Source organism: Pseudarthrobacter sp. PvP090, from assembly GCF_040547365.1.
GTDB lineage: Bacteria > Actinomycetota > Actinomycetes > Actinomycetales > Micrococcaceae > Arthrobacter.
In genome coordinates, this window is sequence record NZ_JBEPPO010000002.1 from 16569 (window position 1) to 39787 (window position 23219).

Annotated in this window: 25 protein-coding genes and 1 pseudogene; 8 read left to right on the forward strand and 18 right to left on the reverse strand. The window is 64.6% G+C overall.

Going from position 1 to position 23219, the window contains the following annotated elements; translation table 11 throughout:
* Positions 1–2 precede the first annotated feature (2 nt).
* Positions 3–1769, forward strand: a complete 1767-nt coding sequence (locus ABIC21_RS02045; protein WP_354348766.1) for a cytochrome b/b6 domain-containing protein — start codon at positions 3–5, stop codon at positions 1767–1769.
* 3 nt (positions 1770–1772) lie between these two features.
* Here the strand turns inward: ABIC21_RS02045 and ABIC21_RS02050 are convergent, their stop codons facing one another.
* The 6 genes from ABIC21_RS02050 to ABIC21_RS02075 all read right to left on the reverse strand — a co-directional run bounded on the left by ABIC21_RS02050 (position 1773) and on the right by ABIC21_RS02075 (position 7402).
* Positions 1773–2609, reverse strand: coding sequence for an alpha/beta fold hydrolase (locus tag ABIC21_RS02050; RefSeq protein ID WP_354348767.1), 837 nt, complete (start codon positions 2607–2609; stop codon positions 1773–1775).
* Between the two features lie 47 nt (positions 2610–2656).
* Complete coding sequence (locus ABIC21_RS02055; RefSeq protein WP_354348768.1) at positions 2657–3403, reverse strand: hypothetical protein; 747 nt, start codon at positions 3401–3403, stop codon at positions 2657–2659.
* A gap of 160 nt (positions 3404–3563) precedes the next feature.
* Positions 3564–4595 carry an NADPH:quinone reductase gene (locus ABIC21_RS02060; protein WP_354348769.1) on the reverse strand — a complete coding sequence of 344 codons (1032 nt, stop codon included), beginning with the start codon at positions 4593–4595 and terminating at the stop codon, positions 3564–3566.
* Positions 4596–4694: 99 nt separating this feature from the next.
* Positions 4695–4988 (reverse strand): RidA family protein, encoded by a 294-nt coding sequence (locus ABIC21_RS02065; protein WP_354349059.1) that lies wholly within the window; start codon positions 4986–4988, stop codon positions 4695–4697.
* 275 nt (positions 4989–5263) lie between these two features.
* Positions 5264–5848 carry a HEAT repeat domain-containing protein gene (locus ABIC21_RS02070; RefSeq protein WP_354348770.1) on the reverse strand — a complete coding sequence of 195 codons (585 nt, stop codon included), beginning with the start codon at positions 5846–5848 and terminating at the stop codon, positions 5264–5266.
* 12 nt (positions 5849–5860) lie between these two features.
* A complete protein-coding gene (locus ABIC21_RS02075; RefSeq protein ID WP_354348771.1) occupies positions 5861–7402 on the reverse strand; it encodes a hypothetical protein in 1542 nt (513 codons plus the stop codon).
* Between the two features lie 197 nt (positions 7403–7599).
* Between ABIC21_RS02075 and ABIC21_RS02080 the strand changes: the two genes are divergently transcribed.
* Positions 7600–8127, forward strand: coding sequence for a DUF427 domain-containing protein (locus tag ABIC21_RS02080; RefSeq protein ID WP_354348772.1), 528 nt, complete (start codon positions 7600–7602; stop codon positions 8125–8127).
* Between the two features lie 95 nt (positions 8128–8222).
* On the opposite strand, the gene ABIC21_RS02085 is transcribed toward ABIC21_RS02080, so the two are convergent.
* Entirely contained in the window at positions 8223–8681 is a 459-nt protein-coding gene (locus ABIC21_RS02085) for a GNAT family N-acetyltransferase (protein WP_354349060.1), read from the reverse strand.
* A gap of 135 nt (positions 8682–8816) precedes the next feature.
* On the opposite strand from ABIC21_RS02085, the gene ABIC21_RS02090 reads away from it, so the two are divergent.
* Positions 8817–9632 carry a hypothetical protein gene (locus tag ABIC21_RS02090; protein WP_354348773.1) on the forward strand — a complete coding sequence of 272 codons (816 nt, stop codon included), beginning with the start codon at positions 8817–8819 and terminating at the stop codon, positions 9630–9632.
* A 223-nt stretch (positions 9633–9855) separates the two neighbouring features.
* A pseudogene (locus tag ABIC21_RS02095) lies at positions 9856–10029 on the forward strand (nucleoside deaminase); the annotation flags it as partial.
* 31 nt (positions 10030–10060) lie between these two features.
* Here ABIC21_RS02095 and ABIC21_RS02100 read toward each other — a convergent pair.
* Entirely contained in the window at positions 10061–10720 is a 660-nt protein-coding gene (locus ABIC21_RS02100) for a dihydrofolate reductase family protein (RefSeq protein ID WP_354348774.1), read from the reverse strand.
* A 260-nt stretch (positions 10721–10980) separates the two neighbouring features.
* Here ABIC21_RS02100 and ABIC21_RS02105 point away from each other — a divergent pair, with 260 nt between their 5' ends.
* From ABIC21_RS02105 to ABIC21_RS02115, 3 genes are read left to right on the forward strand one after another with little or no spacing between them, the layout of a single operon-like run.
* Entirely contained in the window at positions 10981–11673 is a 693-nt protein-coding gene (locus ABIC21_RS02105) for an MSMEG_4193 family putative phosphomutase (RefSeq protein WP_354348775.1), read from the forward strand.
* Positions 11674–11697: 24 nt separating this feature from the next.
* Positions 11698–12252 (forward strand): DUF3090 domain-containing protein, encoded by a 555-nt coding sequence (locus ABIC21_RS02110; protein ID WP_354348776.1) that lies wholly within the window; start codon positions 11698–11700, stop codon positions 12250–12252.
* Positions 12252–13019 carry an SCO1664 family protein gene (locus tag ABIC21_RS02115; RefSeq protein WP_354348777.1) on the forward strand — a complete coding sequence of 256 codons (768 nt, stop codon included), beginning with the start codon at positions 12252–12254 and terminating at the stop codon, positions 13017–13019. Before ABIC21_RS02110 ends, ABIC21_RS02115 begins: the two co-directional genes overlap by 1 nt.
* Positions 13020–13030: 11 nt before the next feature.
* Here ABIC21_RS02115 and ABIC21_RS02120 read toward each other — a convergent pair whose 3' ends face one another.
* From ABIC21_RS02120 to ABIC21_RS02145, 6 genes are all read right to left on the reverse strand, one after another.
* Positions 13031–14191, reverse strand: coding sequence for an amidohydrolase (locus ABIC21_RS02120; protein ID WP_354348778.1), 1161 nt, complete (start codon positions 14189–14191; stop codon positions 13031–13033).
* Positions 14173–15285 (reverse strand): mandelate racemase/muconate lactonizing enzyme family protein, encoded by a 1113-nt coding sequence (locus ABIC21_RS02125; protein ID WP_354348779.1) that lies wholly within the window; start codon positions 15283–15285, stop codon positions 14173–14175. The genes ABIC21_RS02120 and ABIC21_RS02125 overlap by 19 nt, the downstream gene beginning before the upstream one ends.
* Before the next feature lie 65 nt (positions 15286–15350).
* Positions 15351–16160 (reverse strand): amino acid ABC transporter ATP-binding protein, encoded by an 810-nt coding sequence (locus ABIC21_RS02130; RefSeq protein ID WP_354348780.1) that lies wholly within the window; start codon positions 16158–16160, stop codon positions 15351–15353.
* Complete coding sequence (locus tag ABIC21_RS02135; protein ID WP_354348781.1) at positions 16157–17149, reverse strand: amino acid ABC transporter permease; 993 nt, start codon at positions 17147–17149, stop codon at positions 16157–16159. Before ABIC21_RS02135 ends, ABIC21_RS02130 begins: the two co-directional genes overlap by 4 nt.
* Positions 17146–18087 carry an ABC transporter substrate-binding protein gene (locus tag ABIC21_RS02140; protein ID WP_354348782.1) on the reverse strand — a complete coding sequence of 314 codons (942 nt, stop codon included), beginning with the start codon at positions 18085–18087 and terminating at the stop codon, positions 17146–17148. Before ABIC21_RS02140 ends, ABIC21_RS02135 begins: the two co-directional genes overlap by 4 nt.
* A gap of 20 nt (positions 18088–18107) precedes the next feature.
* Positions 18108–18974, reverse strand: a complete 867-nt coding sequence (locus ABIC21_RS02145; RefSeq protein WP_354348783.1) for a hypothetical protein — start codon at positions 18972–18974, stop codon at positions 18108–18110.
* 104 nt (positions 18975–19078) lie between these two features.
* On the opposite strand from ABIC21_RS02145, the gene ABIC21_RS02150 reads away from it, so the two are divergent.
* Positions 19079–20677, forward strand: a complete 1599-nt coding sequence (locus tag ABIC21_RS02150; protein WP_354348784.1) for a PucR family transcriptional regulator — start codon at positions 19079–19081, stop codon at positions 20675–20677.
* A gap of 122 nt (positions 20678–20799) precedes the next feature.
* On the opposite strand, the gene ocd is transcribed toward ABIC21_RS02150, so the two are convergent.
* The 4 genes from ocd to ABIC21_RS02170 all read right to left on the reverse strand — a co-directional run bounded on the left by ocd (position 20800) and on the right by ABIC21_RS02170 (position 23180).
* The gene (ocd, locus tag ABIC21_RS02155) at positions 20800–21831 is read right to left on the reverse strand and encodes an ornithine cyclodeaminase (protein ID WP_354348785.1); all 1032 of its coding nucleotides are present in this window, start codon (positions 21829–21831) and stop codon (positions 20800–20802) included.
* Between the two features lie 172 nt (positions 21832–22003).
* Positions 22004–22435 (reverse strand): Lrp/AsnC family transcriptional regulator, encoded by a 432-nt coding sequence (locus ABIC21_RS02160; protein ID WP_229995365.1) that lies wholly within the window; start codon positions 22433–22435, stop codon positions 22004–22006.
* Positions 22436–22456: 21 nt separating this feature from the next.
* A complete protein-coding gene (locus ABIC21_RS02165) occupies positions 22457–22585 on the reverse strand; it encodes a GNAT family N-acetyltransferase (protein ID WP_354348786.1) in 129 nt (42 codons plus the stop codon).
* 85 nt (positions 22586–22670) lie between these two features.
* The gene (locus ABIC21_RS02170) at positions 22671–23180 is read right to left on the reverse strand and encodes a hypothetical protein (protein ID WP_354348787.1); all 510 of its coding nucleotides are present in this window, start codon (positions 23178–23180) and stop codon (positions 22671–22673) included.
* Positions 23181–23219: the final 39 nt, after the last annotated feature.

Here is a 23219-nt window from a genome sequence, read left to right on the forward strand (position 1 = left end):
TGATGGCAGCTCAGTCTCGGTCCATCCGGCGGGGCCTGCCCCGCGTCGAAGGCGGTGACCCCTGGCCTCCGGCAGGCGAGGCGCCCGCACGCAGCGTCACGGCAGGAGCCCCGTCTGAGTCTGTTTCCGGGGTGGAACCGGTCACCGCCGCGGAAGCGGCCGCCGCCCCCTCCGCCCCCGCTGCTCCCTCCGCCCTCGCTGCTCCCGCCGCTGCCCTGGAAACGGCACCGGGTACGACGGCGGTGTCCGCACCGGTCCCTGCCGTGATCTCTGGCACCGCGGTGCCGCGGCCGCTTCGCCGTGGCCTGCCGCGCGTGCCGGGCGGCGAGCCCTGGCCGCCCGCGGGCGTGGCTCCGATGTCGGCGGCGGCTCCCTCCGGGGCTCTGGCAGGGGCACTTTCCGGGGCTCCCGCCGCGGTCTCCACGCCGACGCCGGCCGCAGCTGAGTTGCCGACGCCGGCCGCCGCTGAGACGCCGACGCCGGCCGCCGCCGTAAATGCCGCTGCGCAAGACGTGCCGGCAACCGTGCCGCCTGCCGCTGCTCCGGACACCGCACCCGCCGCACCGACGCCGGGAACCACTTCGCTTCGCCGCGGGCTTCCCCGCGTCCCCGGCGGTGAACCGTGGCCGCCGGCCGGCTTTGCTCCGGCGGCCGCTGCCGCCACTGCCGTGCAGGCCACTTCCGAAGACACCACCCCGGCCCCGACCACGACGCCGACCGCCAGCGTGGTGGAGACCGTTGCCGAGGCGGAGCCGCCGGGCACCGCGGGCGCGCCCGCGGTGCCTGCCGCCCCGCCCGCCGCCGCCCCGCCGTCGGCGGCACCGTCCGTCGCCCCTGCACAGCCCGCGAGGCCGAAGGCCGAAGCAAGGCTCTACGGGTCGCGCACCCTGGGCCAGTGGATTAGGCGTGTGGTGCTCCTCGCCGTCGGCGCCGTGGCCGCCGCAGCGATCCTTGTGCTCGCCGCGCGCGGTGTGACGACACTGCCGGGCGTGCCGGAGTTCCTCGAGAGGTACCCCGGCGAGTACCACCTGCCCGAGGCCACCGAGCCGGGCTTCCCGTGGTGGGCGCAGTGGACACACTTCCTGAATTTCTTCCTGATGGTGCTCATCATTCGCTCCGGCTACCAGGTGCGCACCCAGCAGAAGCCGCCTGCGTTCTGGACGCCGAAGGGCGGTGGCAAGAAGATCAGCATCAACCTGTGGCTGCACCAGTCGCTCGACATCTTGTGGCTGGCCAACGGTCTTATCTTTGTGGTCCTGCTGTTTGCCTCCGGCCACTGGATGCGCATCGTGCCGACCAGCTGGGAGGTGTTCCCGAATGCGCTCTCCGCGCTCCTGCAGTACATGACACTCGAATGGCCCGTGGAGAACGGCTGGGTGAACTACAACAGCCTGCAGCAGCTCATGTACTTCCTCGTGGTGTTCATCGCGGCCCCGCTGGCGGCGCTCACGGGTGTGCGCATGAGCGAGTTCTGGCCGAAGAACGCGAAGACGCTGAACAGGATCTACCCGGTGGAGGCTGCGCGCGCGGTCCACTTCCCGACGATGCTGTTTTTCGTGCTGTTCATTCTCATCCACGTGTTCCTGGTGTTCTCGACCGGTGCGCTGCGCAACCTGAACCACATGTTCGGCGGCACCGACGAGGTGAACTGGACCGGGTTCTGGCTCTTCGCGGCCGCCATCGCCGTCACGGCAGCCGGGTGGTACGCCGCCCGCCCGCTCGTGCTCGCCCCCATCGCGAAGCTGTTCGGTCAGGTGAGCAGCCGCTAGCTGTCAGCGGTCCTGCCACCCGGAAGGCAGCGGCGGTTCCAGAAAGGTGTTCACGACTTCCTGCACCAGACCTGTCTTCGCGAGCCCGAAGAAATGTGTCGTGCCGGGAAACACCGCGAGCTGTGACGCCGGTACGCCCTCAAAGTCGCCGTTCACGTCTCCCCCGCGCAACTGCAGGAACCGCACCGCGTGCTCGAGCTTGACCATGTCGCAATCGCCGACAGTGATCAGGGTGGGGGCCGCGATGCCCCGGATCTCATCATCAGTCCATCCGGTAGTGCCCGCGTCGTAGCGCCCGAGTTTGTCCAGGAGTCCCTGCAAATGCTCGTGGTCGGGGTGCGGCGACACCGACAGATAGCGCTCTTCCATAGGGGTGCCGGCAATCATGTCCACGGTCATTGCGGCGACCGCTTCGGCGTTTTCGCCCCGATCGCCGTCGGGCCGGAATGACACGGACGAGACGATGAGTTTCCGGATCAGGTCCGGGCGGTTGACTGCCAGATGCAGTGCCACCGCGCCGCCGACGCTGAATCCGAAGATATCCACCTCCCGGACGTCCAGATGTTCAAGGAGTCCAACGATGTCGGAGGCGAGGTCTCGGGTGTTCAGTGGACGGTCGATGTCGTTGGTTCGACCGTGACCTTGGAAGTCCGTCGCGATGACCCGGCGGCCCGCCGACAGACCCGGGAGCAAGGCGCCAAATTGCTGCTCGATATCGAACAGCCCGCCATGTAATAACAGCAGCGGCGTGCCGCCGGCACCATGCAGCTCGTAGTACATCTGCATTCCGTTGACAGGGGCGTACCCGGTTTCGGGGGCTGCCGTCGCCTGCTGATCCATCGCTCGTTCTCCGCTCGTTTCGGGACGCCCTTCGATTTGGGGCCATCCTAGTCCGGCTGCAGTGCAGGCGGCAGGGTGTTCGGGCCTGACGACAACAGTGTTCGCGGCCTTTGGTCGATGGCATGCAAGGCGATGCCATGTGGTGATTTGAGAATGCCGGCGGCACCAAGGACGACACCTTCCGGGCCAAAGACTGCTGCCTCGTTGCCAGACACGACGGCTGCTTCGCCAACGCTGATGATCGCCGCGCCGAGGACCTGTCCCGCGACGAGCAGCACCATGCCGGCCCGGATGGACAGCGTGAGGCCGGGCCCACCGGGTTTGGCTGAAGTGAAACTCAGGATCGCCAGGCTGATGACCACGACAACGATGACCATGACGGTCATGCCCATGGCTGAGAAGACCATGGCGTCAAAGGGTGTGGCGGTGTTGAAATGCGAGGGTACCCCGCGCCAGGCCTGCATGGTCACCAGCACGGCCTCGACCACAAACGCGACGCTGAGAGTGCCGAGCAGGAGCCACGAGGCCAACGGGCGCAACCGCAGGCAGGATTCGATGAGGGCGAGCGTGATGGCGGTGAGTGCCAGGGACAAGCCAAAGGTGATCGGCTTGCGCCACGAGACCGGGCCTTCCCAAGCAGTGCCTGACTGCAGGAACACCACGGTATGGAATACGGCAGAGGCGGCCATGATCAGGCCGACGGCGACGAGGACTCTGGCTGGCGCGGACAGGTGATGCCAGTTGCGGCGGAGGAACGAAGAACGGGGATGCCGGATAACGGTTGCTGTGGTCACGGCGTTCAGAATAGGGCGGTTAATAGTCCAAAAGGATCGGGGAATCCCCTGAATCGGACCCTGGGCAATCCCGGATTTCACCCCTGTTCGCAGGAGAGCTTCCCGTCAGTTGAACGCCCGCGGCACGGCAGGAAAGGTCCGGCTACGGAAGCGTTATCGCCTAACCGGCTGACACATCAATCAGCACTTTGCCGACGATGCTCTCTTCCACCGCCGCGTGGGCCGCAGCCGTATCAGCCAGGTCAACGCGATGCAGCGGCAGGCCTGCGGCTTCTCCGACCGGAAGGGCGCCGTCGGCAATGGCCGCATTGATGTCCTCGGCGGCGGCGTGCACCGCCGCCGTGCCAACGGTGTAGAGCAACACGAACTGGTAGCGGACGTTGAGGCTGAAGTGCCTGCGCACGTCCAGGGTCACCTGATCGCCGCCGTTGTTGGCGTAGACCGCGATGGAGCCGCGGTTGCGGATCACAGCCAGGTCGAGTTCCGCGTTCTGCGCGGGTGCCACCTCCACGATCTGGTCGACACCCTCGGGCGCGATCCGGCGGATCTCCGCGGCCGCGTGGGTTTCCCGGTAATTGATGACGTGATCGGCGCCGGCTGCGGTGACCAGCTCCGCCTTCGCCGGTCCGCTCACGGTCGTGATCACAACGGCGCCGGCCCACTTGGCGAGCTGGATCGCCGCGTGGCCTACGGCGCCGGCCCCTCCAGCGACGAGAACTACTTTGCCGCCCAAGGCTCCCGGGTGCAGTCGCCGCGGGCCGTCCTCGGCGATGGTCAGGGCCCGGTGGGCGGTGACCGCGGGAACGCCCAGGCTTGCGCCGAGGTCGAACCCGGCGTTCTCCGGCAGCGGAAACACCCGCTCAGCCGGCAGGACGGTGAACTCCTGCGCTGTCCCGCCATCGGCGCGCTGGTAGGCTGCCAAGGCCAGCCAGACCCTGTCACCGACGTGGAGATGCTCGACGCCGGGTCCGACGGCGTCCACCACTCCGGCGCCGTCTTGGTTCGGCACGACCTCTGCGAAGGGCAAGGGCTCGCCCGGCCTGGCGCCGCGGCGAGACTTCCAGTCGGTGGGGTTCACCGCGGAGACCACTATCCGCACGCGCACCTCCCCGAGCCCCGGGTCGCGGACCTCGCGGTCGACGAGCTCGAGGACAGACGGATCGCCGGTGGCACGGTACACGATTGCTTTCATACTCAGACCCAACGCCGGCCCCGAGCGAAAATTCCCGGTCGAGACGCTGGCCTTTCGCCTTGGCCATGACCTGACAGCATTGGGCGCCACCTGAGCCTGCTATTCGGGCAGGACGACGGTGGTCTCGATTTCGATCAGCAAGCCGTCCAGTGCGAGGCAGGTGACGCCGACAATCGTCTGGGCCGGATGGTCCGAAGAGCCCTGCACCTCCTCGATAGCGGCCGTGATCGTTTCATATTGCGTGGGCTGCAGGGTGTAAATGGTGCGTCGGTACACGTCTTCCCAGGAAGCCCCGATGGCATCGAGGGCGGTCTTGATGTTTCGCATGGCTGCCTTAGTCTGCTCTGCAAGATCGTCACCGCCGACTATGGCGGCGCACGCATTAGCGGTAATCTCTCATTTGTTTGCGGCCAGGTTGTGACGAAATGTCCGCAACGAGACGCCGAATGGCCTCCGATGGCACAAGGCCACGTCCTCCTTCAATTTCGCTTGATACCTTTCGAACGCCCAAAGCGCGGCTGCAATGTTGCCCTGCTGTCTTTCAGCCGGACATGCCGCGAGACGAGATGCATGCTGACGCGCAGGCTTTCGAGCGCCCTGGTCTCGCTGCGCCACCTGGCAGTCAGCACCGCATCACCTTCACCCGGTCCGTCTACGGACAGCCACGTTCAGTCGCAGCAGCAGTCGTGGTGCCGGTGAAGTCTGCCGCCGAGACCGTCTCCGCCGGGGAGGTGTTCCGTATCCACTTGAACAAATCCCGGAACACCGCGCCGTTCGGGTTCCTCGCCGAGCACTCTCCGTGCCCATTCTTGGACCAGCGGGGACGGGTCCTGTACCAGTTGCCCGGCAAGTTGCCGGCCGAGATCCTCCGGTAACCCGGACAGCGCCGCGACGCGGAAGGCCTCGTGCTCCAGCACGGACACAGCCAGCTCGCGGAGGTGACGGACGGCGTCGTCGTCCGCCTCCCCGTGCTTGACCAGGTCGCCGAGCGCGGCAACCGCCTGCCGCCGCACCGGCGCGAGCCCCGGGTCGAGGCGCTCCCGCACCATGATTTGGAGCATGTCCAGGTCCCCGGCATCCCACCGGCGCCCCTGCCCGTCCATCCCGCAGGTGGCGGACATCAGCCGGTCCTCCAGGTCGATGCGGTGCCGGACCCGTTCATCGACTTCGACGGCCAAGAGGTCCGGTCTCGACGAACCGCCGGGTATCTCGACCGCGGGCGGTTCCGGCGGCAGCAATGCTTCATTGGCCATGCTCGGTTCCTCCTAGGTAAAGACCAGGTAGCCGTGCGGGAAGGCTTTACGGTACTGGTCGTAATCCAGGACAGGTCCTCTGTCCCCGGTGTTGCTGCGCATCAGATTGTCCGTTGTTTCCTGGTGCGGGAGTCCCAGATAATGGCCGATCTCGTGGCCGATGAGCTGGGAGAGGATGCCCACATTGAGCCGCGGTGTGCCGGAGGCGTCGGTAAATCCGGTGCGGTCCGCTGCTACGCCGTCCGTGCGTCCACCCTTGGTGTTCGGGCCCGGCTCGTCGCCGGCGTAGCCGTTGAAGCCGCCCCAGTTGACCTGCCGCACCACGTAGATGTCCACGAAGTCGTTGGGCACCGACCAGTCTTCCAGCATGTCCCGGAACTCGTCCTCGCTGTCCAGGATGGTGTAGCCACCCGCCAGAGTGTCGGAGAGGATGTGCCGGTTCACGCCGCGCAGCGTGATGTCGCGGCGTTCCAGGATCTGCCGCAGCGCGTCCACCGCAGCGTAGAGGTCCACATGCTCCTGGGTGCCGAAGTTGCCTACTTTGATGATGTTGATGCCAAGCGCCAGCATGACCCGCGAGGTGATTTGTCCCGAAATGACACGGCCGTCAGAGGCCACTAGCCGCAGGACCAACAGCAGGTCCTCCTTGCGTTCGTAGTTGTTGAAGACGCCGCTGCCGCGCGGGGACGTGAAGGAGAGGAAGCCGCGCCAGACGCCGTTGGCGCCTACTGTGATGACCGACGGCCAGTCAAAAGCGCCACTCTCCACGAGCGTCCCGCCGACGCCACCATCCCAAAATTCCCACTCCACCCGGCGGCGCATCCCCACGCCCAGTGCGTCCCCGTTGGAGATGGTCAACTCCACCTCGGTGAGGAAAGCGTCGGTTCCAGGGAGGTAGTCGCCTCTCGCGCTCCACGTGCCCGTCACCCTGGCGCCGGCTGGCGAGAGGCTCAGGGCGAGCGGGTTGGAGGGCAGGACGAAGACCGAGCGGGTGAAGGCGGATGACGATCCGTCCGCACGGTAGAGCCGCACGTCGAACTGTGCCTGGCCCACCGGAAGCGTGCGCTCGTCGTCAAAATCGATTCCGACCCGCCCTTCACCGCCCCGCTCGTCCAGCACCTGCTCGACGGTGAACGTCTCCCCGGCCCAACCGACCCGGACACGCGCGAGGACCGCCGGGGCTTCCGCCGCGTTGGCGTATTCCACCCGGAGCTGGAAGGGACGGCCGCTCAGCACGGGGCCGTCCGGCACGACGTCAACGATGTGGAACGGGTTGTCTCCGACGCGGTATGTGGACGCGTACAACCGGGTCAGCTGCTCGAGGATCTCGGGTTTTCCATGGGCCAGGTCCCTCGCCACCTTCGGCCATGCATCTCCGGCCGCAACGGCACGCTCCACCAGGTCGGCGGAAACCCTCCGCGTAGTGGCGAGCTCCTGGATGTTCGGTTCGGTCAGTGCGGTGATTAAAAGCGGCTCACTGTCCAAGCTCCCGAAGGCCGTTGCCGGCAATACCGGCAGGTTCCGCGCTGTCCTCACGGTACTGAATGCAGCCATGCCCTTACTCCGGTATCGCCTCGATTGGAATGAACGTGGGACCGATGGCCGAGTCCGCGACCGCATGGATCGTCATCAGATCCCGAGCCAACCTAGCGGCCAGTGCGTTATCCGGGCGTTACTGGCCGGAACCGACCGGGCACATCTTCACCCGGCGTTCACGGTGGCATCCCAGCGGAAGGTGGCACCATGGAGACATGACTCCTGCTCACGGTGTTTCCGGCTTCCTCCGGCGTCCCCAACCCATCAAACCCAAGGCCGGTCAAGAATCGGTGTGGGACTACCCAAGGCCGCCAAGGGTCGAACCCCGATCGGAACGGGTCATCGTGCGGCTTGGCGGCCAGGTGATTGCCGACACCACCGATGCCGTGCGCGTCCTGGAGACCAGCCATCCGCCCGTCTACTACTTGCCCATGGACGCCTTCCCTGCCGGTGCACTCGTCCCGGTCGAGGGCACCACGTTCTGCGAGTTCAAGGGCGAAGCGCACTACTTCGACGTCGTCGCCGGCGGCGTCGTTGTTCCCCGTGGAGGTTGGACCTACCCGGAACCCGCCCGGGGTTTCGAGGCGCTCAGTACCCGGGTGGCCCTCTACCCCGGTCACATGGACTCCTGCGAGGTCAACGGCGAGCAGGTGACCTCCCAGGAGGGTGACTTCTACGGCGGTTGGATCACCACGAAGATCGTCGGTCCATTCAAGGGTGGCCCGGGCACGGCGGGATGGTGATCACGTCGCTTGTGCTCCGTCAAGGCTTGCCCCGGACGTTGCGTCTGGCAGCTCCGGCCTTCCCGGCCGTCGGCAGCCCGTTCCAGGGTTGAGCTTCAGAGCTCCCGGTAGTAGTACAGCATCGGGTCCGTGCTGTTAAGTTCGGTGTTGGTGAACCCACGCGCTTCATAGAATCGTCGTGCCCCCGTGTCCTCGCCATCGACGTTAATTTCCATGAGCGTGCCGCCGCGATCCCGTAATAGATCACATGCAGCCTCCAGGAGAGCGCTGCCCAGACGACGACCACGCAGGTCCGGACGGACATAGAGTTCGTCAAGGATCGCAACCGGACCCTCGTACCAGACGTTCGGCCGGAAACTAAGCACCGCGAGGCCACTCGCTGGCTCGCCGACCAGCAGCACGGCCACGTCTTCTCCGGCCAAGAGGAGCGTCAGCCGTGACCGGAGCACGTCTGCGCCAGGGCTCGGCGTCGAAAACTCGCCGTTGAAGTCGTGAAGCAACTGCGCAACCACAGCCGCGTCAGCCGTTGTTGCCCGTCGCGGCCTCTCCCCGATTACAGCATCATCAGTTGTCACGGCTTCATCATGCTGCGCAAGTGAGCCTCAGTCCATCCTGACGCCCCAAAAGCACAAACAGCCACCAACGATCCCCGGCGAACTCCCGCCGCGTCGCGATAAACTGGACCGATCATGAACGGTGCCCCGCTCCGTCTTCTGGCTTGGTTCGTCGTCCTGGCGATCCTGCTCTCGGCCTGCGCGCCAGCGATCAGACCCGATGAGGCCACCACCGTTCCACCGGTCCAGACATCCTCGGCCCCGCCGACCGCACGCGATGACGTCCCCGCTCCTCACCGGTCCCCGTCCCCCACCCCGACGCCGGTTCCCACGCCGCCCCCGGCGCCCCAGGCGTTCGCCCTCAACCTCTACCAGGAGGGGGACTTCGTGCCGCAGTACACGTTTGACTGGTGTGTGGCGGCGAGTATCCAGATGATGCACAACCTCATCGACGACACCGGGGCCGGCACGTGGTCCGATCGCGTCCAGCAGGGGGAGCTGTGGGAGATGGCCCGGGCACGGTCGTTCAACTCGTTCAACGGTGCCAACCCCTTGGGTTGGGCGGAGGTGCTGACCGACGTCGGGATGGGGCCGTACGCCGTTGTGAGCGTCGCCAACTATGAGGAAGCGCTGCAGACCGCGGCGCGCGCCATTGCCGACACGGATCGGCCGGTCGGGCTGGTCATGTGGCGCGGCCGCCACGTATGGGTGATGAGCGGGTTCGAGTCACTCGGCGATCCCGATCAGTTCCCGGAGTTCCCGGTTACCGGAATCCGTGTCCAGGATCCGCTCTACCCTTACGGCGACGACCGGTGGGGACCGTCCCCCGCCCCCAACGCCCTGCTGACCCCCGAACAGTTGGCGACGCAATTCGTCGTCCGCGAGCCGCGACGCTGGAGCAGCGATCTGCCGACCGGCTACATGCTGGTGCTGCCGATCGCCAAGGCCTGATACCGCAAGAGCGCTGGACGTAGATGGTCGCAGTCAAAACAGCCGAGGAGGATTTTGACGGAATCTACGCAAGAATTCAGCCCGAGGGCATCCCCTACTGGGCAGACCCGGGACGGTCCCGCCCGCAGCAGATCAACCACAACGACGGCGGACGTGGCGTCTACTTCGCGGATCCTGACGGGCATTTCCTCGAAGCGATCACTCGTCCGTACGGATCGGGTGCTGGAAGATTCCGCGCGTGGTAGTGGGAGAGGCCGAGACGTTCCCCGGCGAATTCGAACGTCTCCGCTCACGCGGCGTAGAAGTGGTGGTGTTGAATGATGCCCGATGCGTCGACATGATGCGCACATTCCAGGACGAACACGCCGAACTATGGGCGGAGGACATCGCCGAGTAGTCTCAGGGCGAGGACCCGACCCCATGTCGGCCTAGCGGGCGGCGCGACGGGTGAAGATCAGATGGAGAACTCCGGCTGGAGAAGGGGTCGCTTCGATTTCGAAGCGTTGTTCGAGTCCTTCGAGACCATCCCAGAGCCGCTCGCCCCGGCCCAGGACGATCGGCACCTGGACGATGTGCATGTGGTCGATCAGGTCAGCCTCGAGGAACTGTCGAACCGTGCTGACGCCGCCACCGATCCGGACATCGAGGTCACCGGCCAGGGCGCGGGCTTGCTTGAGTGCGGAGACCGGGTCGGCGTCCACGAAATGGAAGGTTGTTCCGCCTTCCATCTCCAGGACCGGCCGGGGATGGTGCGTGAGAACAACGACAGGGGTGTGGAAGACAGGGTTATCGCCCCACCATCCCTTCCATTCCTCGTCCTCCCAAGGACCGCGTTGAGGGCCGAACTTGTTGCGCCCCATGATCTCCACGCCGATCCCGCGCCCCCACGTGTTGGCGAACGCCTCGTCGACGCCGAAGGATCCCTCCGACGCCCCGTGGAGGCCCATCTCGCGGAAGGTGCGCGTCTCGAAAGCCCACTCCACCAGCCGTGAGCCTGCGTGACCGAACGGAGCGTCCAGTTTCTGGCCCTCGCCGGTGCCGAAGCCGTCGAGGGAGACCGAGAAGTTATGCACGCGGACGAGGGACATGTCATCTCCTGAAGTGCCTGTCGTTCGCAATCACTTTATGGTGATCGAACCCAACGATTCAAGAACTGCTGGCCAAGTCAGAGGAAGGCACCGCCTCCTGAATCCTCGCCGGCCGCTAACGTGGAGTCGTTCGCTAATCTCCGCAGATGCCAGAGTCGAAGGACCGTCGAAGGGTTCCGCTAGTGCTTTATCTGCCTCCAGTTCGACGCGCGACCCGGTACGGTTCACGCCGCCGTCGAGCGGGTGGCTAGGCTGGGTGGATGGCGACAGTTATTCTCGTGCGGCACGGCCGCACCACAGCCAATGCCACTGGACTGCTGGCCGGCCGGGCCGTCGGCGTCAGCCTGGACCAGATCGGGCGCGACCAGGCGGCCCTGACCGGAGACCGGCTGGCGGCCGTGCCCGTAGTTGGGGTGGTGTCGAGCCCTCTTGAGCGTTGTCAGCAGACCGCCCAGCTCATCCTCGATCGCCAGGCTGGCTCGCCGTACGCGCCGGTCGATCTCGATCTCACCGAGTGCGATTACGGCCAGTGGCAGGGCCGCACGCTCAGTGATCTCGCGACCGAGGATTTGTGGCCGGTTGTGCAGTCGCAACCGTCCGCCGTCGTCTTCCCCGGCGGTGAATCCATGGCCGCGATGCAGGCTCGGTCGGTGGCAGCGATTCGACGCCACGATGCAGCCTTCGAAGCCGAGTACGGGCCAGCGGCCGTGTGGGTGGCGGTGAGTCACGGTGACATCATCAAGTCAATCCTCGCCGACGCGCTCGGCATGCACCTTGACCTGTTCCAGCGTATTAACGTGGGCCCCGCCTCCGTATCGATCGTGCGCTACGGCGCTAGTCGGCCGAGCGTCTACGCGACCAACACCGACGCGGGTGATCTGTCGTGGCTGTCGAACGGCATCCACTCTGGCGATGCGCCGGTGGGCGGAGGTGCAGGGCAAAAGGCGCCATGAACCTCATGTGCGTAAAATACTGACATGCCTACACGTGTTCACGAGTTTGCCTGGCCTGATCGCGTCGTCGTTGGCACCATTGGCCTTCCGGGGGCGCGCACGTTCTACCTGCAGGTGCGCGCAGGGACGCAGATCGTGAGTATTGCCCTGGAGAAGCAGCAGTCGGCTCTGCTCGCGGAGAAGATCGACGAAATTCTCGACCAGCTCATCACCGTCGAGGGCAACCCTTTCAGCGTTCCCACGAGTACTCCCATTGAACTTGTCGACAATGACCAGCTTGAGGCCGTTCAGGAGCAGTTTCGCACCGGCGCCCTGAGCCTGGGTTGGGACCCAACCACGGCCCAGGTCGTCATAGAGGCCCACCCCATCACCGATGTCGATGCTGATGACGACGACGAATCGCTTGACGAGGACGGCGCTGACGAGGCCGAAATGCTGCTGGTGCGAATGCCGGTCGGCACCGCCCGCGCATTCGCCAAGCGCACCCGTGAGATCGTGGGCGCCGGACGTCCGGCGTGCCCGCTCTGCGGTTACCCCATAGATGCCGACGGGCACATCTGCACCCTTCCCGAGGTCTGATGCCAGCGCCGGACCTGGTGACCGCCGAGCTGACGCTCACCGGCCGCATCACGACGGCTTCAAACGCTACATTTCTGGGCAGCATCGGCGACGTGGTGGTCGTCTATAAGCCGATAGCAGGCGAAAGTCCGCTGTGGGATTTTCCCCACGGCACCCTGGCTCAGCGGGAGGTGGCCGCCTACCTGGTCTCCCAGGTCTTCGGCTGGGACGTCGTGCCGCACACCTGGCTGCGCGATGGTCCGATGGGCGAAGGAATGGTGCAGCTCTGGCAGGAGCAAGATCCCGCCCAAAGCGCGGTGGACCTGGTCGCGACGGACCACGTGCCGGAGACGGGCTGGAAACACGTTCTCGAGGGACGAGATGAGAACGGGCGGATGGTCGCCCTCGTTCACGAAGACTCGCCGGCGCTCAGACGCATGGCAGTGTTCGACATGGTCGTCAACAACGCCGACCGCAAAGGCGACCACATTCTTGCCATGCCGGACGGACACCGGCACGGCGTGGACCATGGGCTCACCTTTCACCGTGACCACAAGCTGCGCACGGTGCTGTGGGGGTGGATGGGAGACGCTCTAACCGCCGAGGAACGCGACGGCATCGATCGTGTCAGCGAAGGATTGCACGGTGGGCTGGGCCGAAACCTGGCGGACTTGCTCAGCGCCGAAGAAATCGCATCGCTCGCCGCGCGCTGCGCCCGGTTGCGCTTGGCAGGGCGGTTTCCGGCTCCGAGCGGTGAGATGTCGGCGGTGCCCTGGCCGCTGTTCTAGGGAAATTACGGCTACGACCGGACCGGCCGCACGACAGCTGAAGGTGCCGCGGCGCGGCTGCAGGCTTCTATGAGGACGCCGACGGCGCGCTCCAACGCGGTTGCTTCGAAGGTCATGGAGGGGTGGTGCAGCCCGGGTCGGACGTTTGCGCCGACGGCAAGCATGGCAGCCTGCAGCGCGGGGTTCCTTTGGGTGTAGAAGTGGAAGTCATCCGATCCTGAGGTCACAATTCCGGACTGCAGGTGATCGCTGCCTAATGTCGCGGTGATGGCAGATGCGAGGGCATCTTCAGCTTTGATCCCGATGATGGCCGCGGGCACGGCGTCCCGGAAGTCGAGGTTGATTTCCGAGCCGGTTACGGCGGCCACTGACCGGCACACCCCGACGAGGCCCGTGTGGAGCGTCGACATCGCTTCATTTGTTTGGGCTCGAAGGTCCACACCGAAGGTGCCGCTGCCCGGGATGACATTGAGGTTCCCTCCGCCGGCCTGCAGCAGGGTCATCTTGGCGGAGCTGGGGACCTGCGGATCGACCTTTAGACGCTTGAGCCCTGCCGAAATTTCGAGTGCCACCTCTACGGCGTTAGCCCCGAGGTGCGGTCTTGCCCCGTGGTGGTCATCTCCGGTGATCGTGCCGTACGCAAAGAGGCATGCACCGTGCGAGATGGACGGGGCCAGGAAGGGGGCCGGAAGTTCACTTTGCGGGCGCAGGTGAACACCGAACAGGTACTCCAGGTCGTCCGTTACGCCGAGGGCTGCCACGAGGTCTGCCCCGTTGCCGAGTTCCTCGGCTGGTTGGAAGATGGCGCGCACTGCGCATTTCAGCTGGTCTGCCTGTTCTGCCAGTTCGAGCATCACGGTAGCCACAATTGCCATGTTCGCGTCGTGCCCGCAGGAGTGGACAGCTGCGGCTTTTCCCGATACTTCCTGCACCAGGGCGTCCATGTCTGCCCTAAGGCCGATGCGCGGCGTGCCTTGTCCAACATCGGCGGTGAAGCCGGGAATGGCCCCGAACCTGCTGATGGTCAAACCTGCAGTTCCCAGCAGTTCGGCCAGGTACTTCGAGGTGCCGTACTCCTTCATGCTGGGTTCGGGGTGGTTGTGCAAGTGTGTCCATATTTCCTGAAGGCGACGACGGCGCGTCTCTTCGCGGGTCACCGGCTGATTTCGCATTCGCTCACGGTCAGTTCCGCCAGAACGTCCCGGTCGACGTCGATGCCCAGGCCCGGTCCCTCTGTGATGTGCACTTCGGGCAGGACGTACTGGAGGTTCCCGGGTTCCTTGATGAATTTCATGGGACCGGAGAGCTCGGTGGAGACGATGTTGGGGTGGTTGAGGGCGAGATGGAATCCGGCGGCGGAGGCGATGCTGGTTTCCAGCATGGAGCCGATCTGGACTTTCAGGCCGCCGAGTTCTGCCTGGGTGGCCAGGCGGTGACAGGGGGTGATGCCGCCGCTTTTCATGAGTTTGAGGTTCACCATGTCCACTGATCGGTCGTGAACGAATCGGGCCAGGTCGCCGGCGTGGACTACGGACTCGTCGGCCATGAGACAAGTGCTGGTGTCCTGGCGGAGGAGCTTGAAGCCGTCGATGTCATCGGCCAGGATCGGCTGTTCCACCCAGTCGATCCGGTAGGGCTCTAGGGCGCGGATCATGGCCCGTGCTGTGACTGGATCGGACCAGCCTTGGTTGGCGTCCACGCGGATGGCCAGGTCGTCGTTGATCGCTGACCGGACAGCGCGCACCCGTTCAATGTCCAGGCCGTCGCCGCCGCCCAGTTTCATCTTCAGGTGGCGGTAACCCTGGCTTCGGGCCTGGACTGCCTGCTCGGCGAGGACCCCTGGTGGAAGGATACTCAGGACCTTAGCGATGGTGGGTTGTTCGGGCCGGCGTCCGCCCAACAGGGCGTAGATCGGCCGGCCAGCAGCTTTTCCGGCCAAGTCCCAGCAGGCGATGTCGACAGCCGCTTTCGCGGCACCGCAGCCCTTGAGTGCGCGGTTTAGTTGCTGGTGGACTGCCGTGATGTCGCGTGGGTCCAGTCCCAGGATCGCTGGGATGAGTTCGGTCTTGAGTGCCTCGACCACTCCCCCGGGCGTCTCTCCGGTGATGTGTCCGTCCGGGACACTTTCGCCGTAGCCGATCGTTCCGTCGTCGGTTTCGAGGGCCAGTATGATGCTCGGCATTGAGTCATAGGTGGCATAGGAGACCACAAAGGGTTCCAGCAAGGGAACATCGATGAGGGTGATGGTGGCGCGGGAAATTTTCATTGAGGGGCTCACTGTTCGTGGGATGTGGACGCCGCTGGTGCGCCGGGTTTGTAGAGACCGGATGCTTACATGACGCTTTCGAGGAAGGCGATTGTCCGCGGGTTTTGCGGGTTGTCCAGCACATCGGCGGGGGCGCCGGATTCCACCACAACGCCGCCGTCCATGAAGACCACGCTGTCCCCGGCGCCGCGGGCGAAGCCGATCTCGTGGGTGACGACAATCATGGTCATCCCGTCAGCGGCCAGAGTGCGCATCACGTCCAGGACGTCGCCGACCAGTTCCGGATCAAGGGCGCTGGTGGGCTCATCGAACAGGAGGAGCTGCGGATCCATCGCCAGGGCCCGGGCGATGGCAACCCGCTGCTGTTGCCCGCCGGAGAGTTGCGCGGGATAGGCCTTTGCCAGGTGCGCGAGGCCGACACGGTCCAGTAGCTCCATTCCCCGCTTGATGGCATGTTGCTTCGGTACTTTCTTGACCCCCACCGGGGCTGCCCAGATGTTTTCCAGGGCGGTCATGTGGGGGAAGAGGTTGAAGCGCTGGAACACCATTCCGATGCCGCTGCGTTGCTTTGCCACTTCGCGGGGGTTCATCTCGAAGATCCGGTCCTGGCGTTGCGCGTAGCCGACCAGTTCGCCTCCCACGGAGATCCTGCCGCCGTCGATCCGTTCCAGGTGGTTGATGCAGCGCAGGAAGGTGGACTTGCCGGAGCCGGACGGGCCGAGGAGGCACATGACTTCGCCGGCATTGACAGAAAGAGAAATGCCTTTCAATACTTCGACTCCGCCGTAGTGCTTACGGACGTTGGTGGCGACCAGGAGCGGCCGGGCGGGCGCGGGGTGTTCCTGATGCCGGGGGAAGGCCAATGCCTCGGTCATGGCTGGGGTCCTTTCGATACGGCGTGGATCGGGGTTTTGCGCAGGGCGGCCCGGATCCTGCCGAGGGGGGTGGGGCTTTGCTGGCGGGCGTTGCCCCTGCCGTAGCGGCGTTCCAGGTAGTACTGGGGAACGGACAGCACCGAGGTGAGGAAGAGGTACCAGCAGCTGACCACTACCAGCAGCTCCACCTGCCGCAGGTTCTGGGAGGAGATCTGGGTGGCCACCGTGTAAAGCTCCAGCACCGCGATGACGGAGAGCAACGACGTGTTTTTCAGCATCGAGATCGTCTCGTTGCCCATCGGCGGAATGATGACCCGCATCGCTTGCGGGAGCACCACCCTGAAGAGGGTGAAGGCCGGGGACATACCCAGGGACGAAGCGGCTTCATGCTGTCCGGTGTCGACGGAGAGCATGCCGCCCCGGATGATCTCGGCCGAGTATGCGGCCTGGTTCAGGGTCATAGCCAGGAGACCGGCGGTGAACGCAGGCACCAGCGTGTTGGTGTCCACGGAGAATACGGTGAAGTCGGTAAAGGGAACGCCGATGGAGATCTGCGCGTAGAGCAGCCCCAGATAGCCCCAAAAAACGACCTGGATCAGCAGCGGTGTACCCCGGAAGACCCAGACGTAGAACCAGGCGAAAGCATTCATCACGGGATTCCTGGAAAGCCGCATGACTCCCAGCAGGACGCCCAGGATGGTGGATACGACCATGGAGACCACGGTCAGCATAAGTGTGAGGCCTACACCGCCGAGGATCCGCGGGTGAAAAAGGTAGCTGCTGATCGTCCGGTGGTCGATGTTGGGGTTGGCCCACAGGGAAGATGCCAGAGCTGCGAAGCTGATGCCCAGCAATGCTGCTCCTACCCAGCGCCAGGGGTGTCGAAGTGGAACGGCCACGACGTCATCTGAACCGGCGCCGTCGGTGGAGTGCGGGCCTGCCGGTGCCGGTCCTTCCCGCCGCGGCGCTATTGTGGTGCCCTGTTTCATGGTTTGGTTCCCCCCAGGTTCAGTCCGGCTTCCTTGACGCTGTAGTCGGAGAGGTCGTACTTGGCCAGGATGCTGTCATACGTGCCGTCGGCGATGAGCGCCTGGAGGGCTGTCAGCAGGGCTTTGGAGAGTTCCGCATCCTTTTTCAGCACACCGATTCCGGTATGGACGGGATTGTATCCGGCCGGGTTAGCCGGGTCTTTTACGAGGTCAAAGATCTTGCCGTCACCGGCTGTCTTGGCGGCATACGCCGCCACTGCCGAGTCCACGACGTCGGCGGAGGCCTTCCCTGAACGGACCGCAGTCTGCACGTCCGTCTCCAGCGGGAGTTCCGAAACGCGGATCGGGCTGGATCCCTTGTCTTTGCACTGCTGGTCGTAGCTGCGCAGAATTTCGGCCTGAACGGTTGCCTTCTGCACTGCGACGTCCATGTCGCATAGGTCAAGGGCTGTGGTGATGTTCTTCGGATTGCCCTCGGGGACAACAATGGAGAATCCCGCATGGAAGTAGTCAACGAAATCCAGGGATTCCTGCCGCTCGGGGGTGTCGTTCATCCCCGACATAATGATGTCGTTCTTGCCCGACTGCAGTGAGGGGATGATGCTGTCGAACGCCTGGGTCTGCAGCTCAAGCTTCACCCCGAGCTTCGCACCCAGGGCCTGGGCCAGGTCGAAGTCCAGACCCGTAAGTTGCTGATTTTCATCGAACATCTCCATGGGTGGATACGGGATGTCCGAGGCCACTTTGATTACCCCGGCGGCCTTGTACCGTTCGGGAAGGGCGGCTGCGGCGGCGGGGTCGACATCGGCTGCGGAAAAAGTCTTCACCTCCGCGGCCGAGGTTGATCCTGCCCCGCACGCCGTTAGTCCTGAGGCGAGGGCCAGCCCGGCAGCGGCGAAGACTGTTCGGGCCTTGACTGCACGATAATTGGTACGCATTGGTGCTCCTTTGGGGTGGGTTATGCCTGGTCGGTTGTGGTCAGCCGGTACCAGCCGCTGCGTGTCACGCCGGAGGCCATATAGCCGGAGGCAAGGGCGGGTTCCAGGATCCCGCGGAGCACGCTCCGCCACTGGCTGGCCTGATCTGGGGCCGTGGCCCTCATCGCGACAATGTCCCGGGGTGCCCGGCACCAGATCGTGCCTTCCGCTTCAAGGAGAACCGGCTGTTGATCCGGCCCGTACTCCAGCACGTTTCCTACCGCGGCAGCGCTCAGTTCCAAATCCTGAATTCGGCCGTGGCTGGCGTCGATGCTTCGCGCCGACGACAGCGGCCAGACTGCGACCAGCCGGTCGCTCTCGTCATTGGCGTTGATCTCGTCCTGCATCTCGCCGTAGAAATTCTGGGCATATTCGGACGCCACTGCCCCGAGCTTGGTCAGGTTGAAGCGGGCGTTCCTGCTGACCAGCGGGTCGAAAGTCCACGTCATCGATTCGATGCCCCGTGCCAGCGACCAGGCCCGCTGGTGCTGTTTCAGGGCAAAGCCGACGCCTTTGTCGCCGGTGCCGGGCAGGACCCCGGCGATCAGCGAGTAAGTCGCGGCCCCGCCGGGCGACACAATCCCGACAGCTGCCCCGCAAAGTTGCCCTCCCGGATCGTAGGCGGCGGAAACGTTGCACCCTGCATGCGAAATACTGCGCAACAGGTCGAACGGTATAGGAGCTCCGTGGGGGGACATGCCCCAGATCGCGATGAGGAGACCTTCGACGTCCCGGAGCTGATCGCGGTCATGCTCATCCACCACCAGGACGCCGGCTTTGGCTGCTGCTGCTGTTGCTGCCTCTGCGGCCTGTCGGGCGACTGGTCCAGCTTCAAGTGAAAGTGACATGCGTCAACTATCTGCTGGGCCCCGGGCCGCTGGCTTCGGTGCAGACCACGACATTTCATGCGAAGCCTTGTGCTCCGCCACAAGAGAGATTAGCTTTATCCCTCGTGGCAACTTCTTCCGGCACCCCCGACAGCATCACTCTCCACGGGCTCCTGCGGCTTCTGGCAAGCCCGGCAGTGGCGCTCCGCTCCCACGGCACGCCGCCGGAGCTCTCCCTGACCAGCCCCGCTTTTTACGATCCCCACACTCCGTTGGAGGGGTTGCCGGGTGCGATCCTTCTGGGCATTGGACTTCACCCTGCAGAACCAGCAACAGCCGGCGTTGTCCGCAGCGCGGCCACGGCAGGCTTTGGCGCGCTGGTCATCAAGCAGTATTCCCAGGATCTGGGGCATATCATCGCCGTCGCCGACCAGTCGGGTATCGCCCTCCTCGTGGTCGACGACGAGATGGGGTGGCGCCAGTTGGATGCGCTCCTGGACTCGGCGCTCACTGCCTCAGCAGAAGCCGGCAACTCGCTGTCCACGCTGGGCGTTGGCGACCTGTTCGCGTTGGCCAACGCCATCGCCGCCATGGTTGGCGGCGCCACGGCCATTGAGAATCTCCAGGAACAGGTGCTCGCCTACTCGACCCTCGCCCACCAGCCGATCGATGAGGACCGGCGTCAGGGCATCCTGGGGCGCCAGGTTCCCTACCTTCCGGAGAACGCGGGCCAGTATGCCTCTGTTTTCCGCTCCCAGGGCGCGGTCCGCATTGAGGGAGTCCGTCCGGCCCTCGACCGGCTGGCCATAGCCGTCCGGGCAGGCAAAGAGCCGCTCGGCTCTATCTGGGTAGTTGACCCGAACGGTGACCTGGACGTGGTCGCGGAACAGGCATTGGAACGGGCTGCGGATATCGCAGCCCTTCATATGCTGCGAGCACGCAGTGCCTACGACCTGGCCCGCCAACAGCGGGCGGAGCTTCTCCGCAGACTCCTAGAAGGTGGCGACGACGCGGCACTGATCGCGGAACAGCTGGGACTTCGGAACTCCGGGCCGTTCGCGGTCATCGCTTTCCAACCGGACATCGGACAGGCGGCGGAGATGACACTGGTCCGGCTCCTGGACCTTGTCACCACCCAGTGCGAAGCCCACCGCCAAGGGGCGCATTGCGTGCTGGTGGGAACCACCATCTATGCCCTTTTCGCGGACGTTGACCCCGCCTCGTCTGGACCCGTCGGAGCCCTGGCCCGACGGCTTACCGAGCGCGCCCGCGTATCTCTTGCGGTTGACCTGCGAATAGCGGCCGGGTCTGCTGTCCCTGCTGCGTCGGACATCGGCAGGTCGAGGCACGAGGCGGACCTGGTCCTGCTCATGCTCGCTTCCGGCCAGAGCTCAATCACCTATGCGAGTGCGCACGACGTCCGCAGCCGCCTGACGCTGCTCGAACTGGCCGCCCATTTCCGCAAGACACCTCACCTCACATCGGCAGCCGCCGAAAAAATCACGGAATACGACGCCGGCTCAGGAACAGAGTACGCAAAAACGCTGCGGACTTACCTTGACTGTTCCCGGGACTCCGCCCGGACCGCCGCTGAATTGTCTTTGCACCAAAACACGCTCCGGTACCGCCTCAAACGGTTACGCGAACTGTTCAACATCGACCTGGACCAGTCTGAGGACACACTCGTGCTCTGGCTAAGCCTTCATGTTCTGGAATTCAATTAACCACACCGGGGTGAGTGACCCGGTGCAGTGCGAATTGACTGTGTCGGTTCGCACTCGTGGACGGACTGCACACCAGGCGGATGCCGATGACCCGGAGGGATCCATGACGGGGCAGGCCTGACCTAAGATCCAACCGGGGACAAGGCGCCCACAAGGCCGAAGAGGTCCTTCGGGTCTTCCGGGTCGGCGACGAGGTCAATGTCTACGAAGAAGTCCGACCCGTCGACGGCGTCTCGGACGTATCGCAAGGCCGCGAAATCCTCAATGGCGAAGCCGACAGAGTCAAAAATCGTGATCTGTTCCGAGCTGGTGCGCCCCGGTGCCTCGTCGCTCAAGACTTGCCAGAATTCCGTAACGGCGAAGTCGGCGGGCATTTGCTGGATCTCGCCTTCAATCCGCGTCTGCGGTGTGAACTCCACGAAAACGTCGCCGAGTCCCAGGATGACCGCGTCGAGTTCGGTTTTTCCGGGGCAGTCCCCGCCTATGGCATTGAGGTGGACGCCGGGGGCAATGAGGTCGGCCGTCAGGATGGTGGCGTTGGCCTTGTCAGCGGTACAGGTCGTGATGACGTCCGTTCCCTGCACGGCGTCTGCGGCAGAGGACGCCACCGTGATCTTGAACCCCAGCGGCGTGAGGTTGCGGACAAACTTGCGCGTCGCGGCAGGATCAGTGTCCCACACCCTGAGCGTGGTAATTCCGAGGGCCGCCCGGAAGGCTAAGGCCTGGAACTCAGACTGGCTGCCGGTTCCGATCATGGCCATGCTTGCGGAGCCGGGGCGGGCGAGATGCTTCGCGACCATACCCGAAGTCGCCGCAGTACGCAGGGCTGTCAGTAAGGTCATCTCCGCCAGGAATGTGGGATATCCATTGTGGACGTCCGCCAGGACGCCGAACGCAGTCACTGTCTGGAAACCACGGGCGGGATTGGACGGGTGCCCGTTGACGTACTTGAAGCCATAGGTCTCGTGGTCGCTCGTGGGCATCAGTTCGATGACCCCGAACGGGGTATGGCTGGCCACGCGGGGACTCTTGTCAAAAGACGCCCAGCGGCGGAAATCGTCTTCGAGGTAAACGATCATCTCCGAGATGATCGTCTCCACTCCCCGGCCGGCAGCCCATCGCACCATGTTGTGAACATCGACAAAACGCGTCATTTGCGTCACCCTTTTCCATCTCGACAGCTAATGCCCTCACTGTATGCGGTGTCGATATGCGTCCACAATGACCGAATCGCCCTCTAATCGCTAAAAAAGTGCGCAGAATGTCAGGCCATTCTGCGCACTTCGCCGGTCTTCGATCGTCGACAGCAGCGGCGGCCCTGTAGCACTATCTGAGTACGGAACTGAGCAACAGGCTGGTCTCGCTGTTGACGATGCCGTCGACTGCGCGGATCCTGCCCAGCACGTTGTCGAACCCGCCGAGGTTTTCGGTGGCCAGCTCCGCCACAAGGTCCCATCCGCCGTTGGTGGTATGCAATGCCCGAATTTCGGGGAACCCCCTCAGCTCTCGGATCACCTTGTTGGCGGACCTTCCCTCAACAGCGATCAGGGTGATGGCGTGGATCTCAAGCGGGTCCACTTCATCACGGACCCTGGCAGTGAAGCCAACGATGGTTCCCGAAGTGAGAAGGCGATCGAGCCGGCTGTTCACGGTTGCCCGGGCAACGCCGAGCTTACGGGCGAGGCTGGCCACAGACGCCCGGCCATCCTCGCGGAGGGCCGAAAGGAGCTGCCGGTCAATATCCGTAAGGGCTGTCATGTACAGAATGTACAACAAGCATCAGCATATGGCCGTTCGTGCGGGGCTGAGGAAGATGCTTCGCGCGCCGATCCGGCGCGCCTCACCGGTGGCCGCCATCACGAGCTTGCGGCCGATGCCCTGGTTGCGGAGTTCTGGCGCGACGGACATTTCCGAGTTCGAATACGCCTAGGCGTGCCCGTTAGATTAGGCACGTGTGGCGGGCCGTCCTTCGGGGGCACCACACATGTTTTACCTACAAGCGCGGAAGCCAGCTGAGATCGCGGACATGAAACGTCCGCCCAGGCGTCACGTACTCGGTCATGACCCCGTATTTGGTGTTTACGAACGCAGACCCGGTGAAGCGGGGGTCTTCAATAGAAACCAGGGCAAGCCTGACTCCTTCACGTTCCGCTTCAGCTCCCGCCATCCGGAAGTCGTCCTGGATTCCGCCCCAGATGCGCATGGACAACGGGAAGAACAGGGCGACTTCCGGGGGGAGGTAATCGTCCCGGTCCCGAGGCGCCTGCTCGACCTCCCCGGCGCTGTGCTCGATCCTGCCGCCGCGGGCGGGTGTGAACGACCAAGTTTTGTTTTCGTCGGTAACCGTCCAGGTCCTGTCGCTGTAGCTGACGATGACCTCGGCTGACTGTCGGGCGCCCCCGTCGGTGGCCACCTGGTCGACGGTGGCGCCCAGCCTGCGCTGCAGGAGGGAGTTCCGCACGGCCGTCAGAATCGACAGTAGGGCCTCAAAGGATTCATCCACAACCGGCGTCCTCTACATGGGGAACAGTTGGCAGGCTAT